Origin of the sequence: Trebonia sp. (assembly GCF_049794275.1) — a bacterium.
Classification (GTDB): domain Bacteria; phylum Actinomycetota; class Actinomycetes; order Streptosporangiales; family Streptosporangiaceae; genus Trebonia.
Window position 1 is genome coordinate 1 of sequence record NZ_JBARCR010000941.1, and the last position, 2,473, is coordinate 2,473.

Consider the following 2,473-nt stretch of genomic DNA (forward strand, 5'->3'; position numbering starts at 1 on the left):
CGGCTGGACGGCGGCGGGGTCACCGCTGCTGGGCCGGGCAGCCGGACCACGGGAGGCGCTGGCCGACCCGGCGTACCGCGCCGCGGTGACGGGCCTGGCGTTCAACGCGCTCCCGTACCTGGCGCCGCTGCGCGAGACGATCCGCCGCATCCTGGGCCCGCAGGCTTTCTCTTACCCGGTGAAGGTACTGCGCGCAGTGGCGCCGGAGTCCGCGGCCGGGCAGACCCGCGGCCGGTACGTCCACTGCGACTACATGGGGTCGGGAGTCCAGGACATGCTGACCACCTGGCTCCCGCTGGCCGAGGTCCCGGCCACACTCGGCGGCCTCGCCGTGCGCCCCGGCGGCCACCGGGACAGGCCCCGCCGGCCGCGGCTGCTGACCGGCACCGAGCCCGGCTGGAGCACAACCGGATACAGCCCCGGGGATGTGATCATCTTCCACTGCCTGACTCCGCACGCGGCGCTCCCCAACACGGGCGACCAGCTCCGGCTGTCCGCCGACTTCCGCTGGCAGCAGCCGAGATCCCCGGCACCGTCGGAGATGATCCTCGGACCCGCGGGCCGGCCAGCCGAGCTATTCAGCCAGCTGCTGGGCCGCGAGCCCTGGTGGGAACCAGTCCCCGCGGGCCTGACGCTCCGACCGCGCAGCGAGCTGACCGCCCGCCCCCCTGGGCCGTCCCAGCTCTTCACCGTCGACTCCTCCTGGCAGCGCTGGCGACCCCCGCCCGGCCCAGTCCATTAACGCAGCAGTCGCGGCCCGCGCTGCTGGCCGCAGTCCGGCCGGTGGCTTTGCCGCGGCGTTTGTTCTCAGGGCGACGGGTATCAGCAGGGAATGGACCTGAAGCTCGTTGCCGCCAGTAACGGGGCCACGCTCATCGCATGGACCGCCCAGTGAACGCGGTTGAGCCGCTGCGCAAAGTGATGGGCGCGGCGGACCGCTGGCAGCGGCGGGTCCCGTGGGCGGGTGTGCCCTACGCGGTGATGAAGAAATTCGGCGACGACAACGCCAACCTGGCGGTCGTCGCGCTGGCCTGGTATGGATTTACCGCGATCTTCCCGCTGCTGCTCGTCGTGGTGACGCTGTTCGGGTTCATCGGCGCGGCATCCATCGGGAACGGCATCATCAAGACGCTGCACGAGTTCCCGGTCATCGGCACCAGCTTCAACCCGGCAAGCCCCGATGCGCTGCACGGCAGCACGCTCGGACTGGTCGTCGGCCTGATCGGCCTGGTGTACGGAGCGCAGGGGGTGACCCAGACCGCGCAGTACGCGATGGCCACGGTGTGGAATATCCCTCAGACCCAGCGCACCGGCTTCCTCCCGCGCCTTGGCCGCAGCCTGGCCGGCCTGATCACCATCGGGGGCGCGTTCATCGTGAACGCCTTCGTCACCGGTTACGCCACCGCCGGCACAACAAGCTCCGCGATCCGGATCCTGGTCCTGGCAGGCCTGCTGATCATCAACGTCGGGCTGTACTGGGTCACCTTCACCGTGCTCACCGCGAAGGTGATAGGCCCGCGCGGGCTGCTCCCCGGGGCGATCCTCGGCGCGATCGCCTTCACCGCGCTGATCACCCTCGGCACCGGCCTCATGACCCACCAGCTCAAGAACGCGTCGGCGACCTACGGCGCGTTCGGCAGCGTCATCGGCATCGTGGCGCTGCTGCTGATCCTCGCCAAGCTGAGCATGTACGGCGCGGAGCTGAACCCGGTCCTGGCCCGTCGGCTCTACCCGCGCGCCCTGCCCATGGGCGGCGAGCCGACCGACGCCGACCGGCAGGTGCTGGCCTCCCTCGTCCATGCCGAGCAACGCCGCGACGACCAGGTGATCGGCGTCGGCTTCGGGGAAGACGCCGCCGACCAGGCCGCATCCGACGCCATCGAGCAGGGCCGCACGCCACACCCCTAGCATCCCGTCCTGCCCTGGCTCGTCACGACTGGCGCCCCGGCGCCGCCCGGGTGACGATCTGGGCGTTGTTCGTTCGTCATCCCGGTGCAGCTGTCGCGATCGGCGCGACACTGAGATGGGAGGCAACGATCATGCGTTACGCACTGCTCATGCACTACCGGGAGCCCGGCGAGGGAGAGATCAGCGAGGAGGCCATCGAGGCGGCCAAGGAGGCGTTCGGCGCCTACGGCCGTGCGCTGGAGTCCGCCGGCGTGCTGCTGTCGGCCGACGTGCTCCAGCCGACCTCCGGGACCACGAGCGTGACCCGCAGGGACGGCGGGCTGCAGGTGCAGGACGGGCCCTTCGCCGAGACGAAGGAGGCGCTGGCCGGGATCTTCATGGTCGAGGTGCCCGACCTTGACGCGGCCATCGGCTGGGCCGAGAAGTGCCCTGGCGCCCAGTGGGGCGTGGTCGAGGTGCGCCCGACCGCGACCGCCTTCATCGACGGCGCGTGGACACGCTGACGTCAGGTGGCAGCGGGCGGGAAGCCGGCCCTGGTCCCGGTGCGGGCGGGCCGGGGCCGGCG

General features: G+C 71.4%; 3 protein-coding genes. All 3 read left to right on the plus strand.

The window, feature by feature from the left end; genetic code table 11:
• Window positions 1–742, plus strand: a 742-nt coding sequence (locus WA805_RS24175; protein ID WP_425243477.1) for a phytanoyl-CoA dioxygenase family protein, incomplete at its 5' end; no start/stop codon positions are given.
• Between the two features lie 137 nt (window positions 743–879).
• Window positions 880–1,908 carry a YihY/virulence factor BrkB family protein gene (locus WA805_RS24180; protein ID WP_422341172.1) on the plus strand — a complete coding sequence of 343 codons (1,029 nt, stop codon included), beginning with the start codon at window positions 880–882 and terminating at the stop codon, window positions 1,906–1,908.
• A 131-nt stretch (window positions 1,909–2,039) separates the two neighbouring features.
• The gene (locus WA805_RS24185; protein ID WP_422271917.1) at window positions 2,040–2,411 is read left to right on the plus strand and encodes a YciI family protein; all 372 of its coding nucleotides are present in this window, start codon (window positions 2,040–2,042) and stop codon (window positions 2,409–2,411) included.
• Window positions 2,412–2,473: the final 62 nt, after the last annotated feature.

Coding starts and splice junctions, on each gene's coding strand:
- WA805_RS24180 (WP_422341172.1), top strand. CDS start 880: ATGGACCGCCCAGTGAACGCGGTTGAGCCGCTGCGCAAAGTGATGGGC.
- WA805_RS24185 (WP_422271917.1), top strand. CDS start 2,040: ATGCGTTACGCACTGCTCATGCACTACCGGGAGCCCGGCGAGGGAGAG.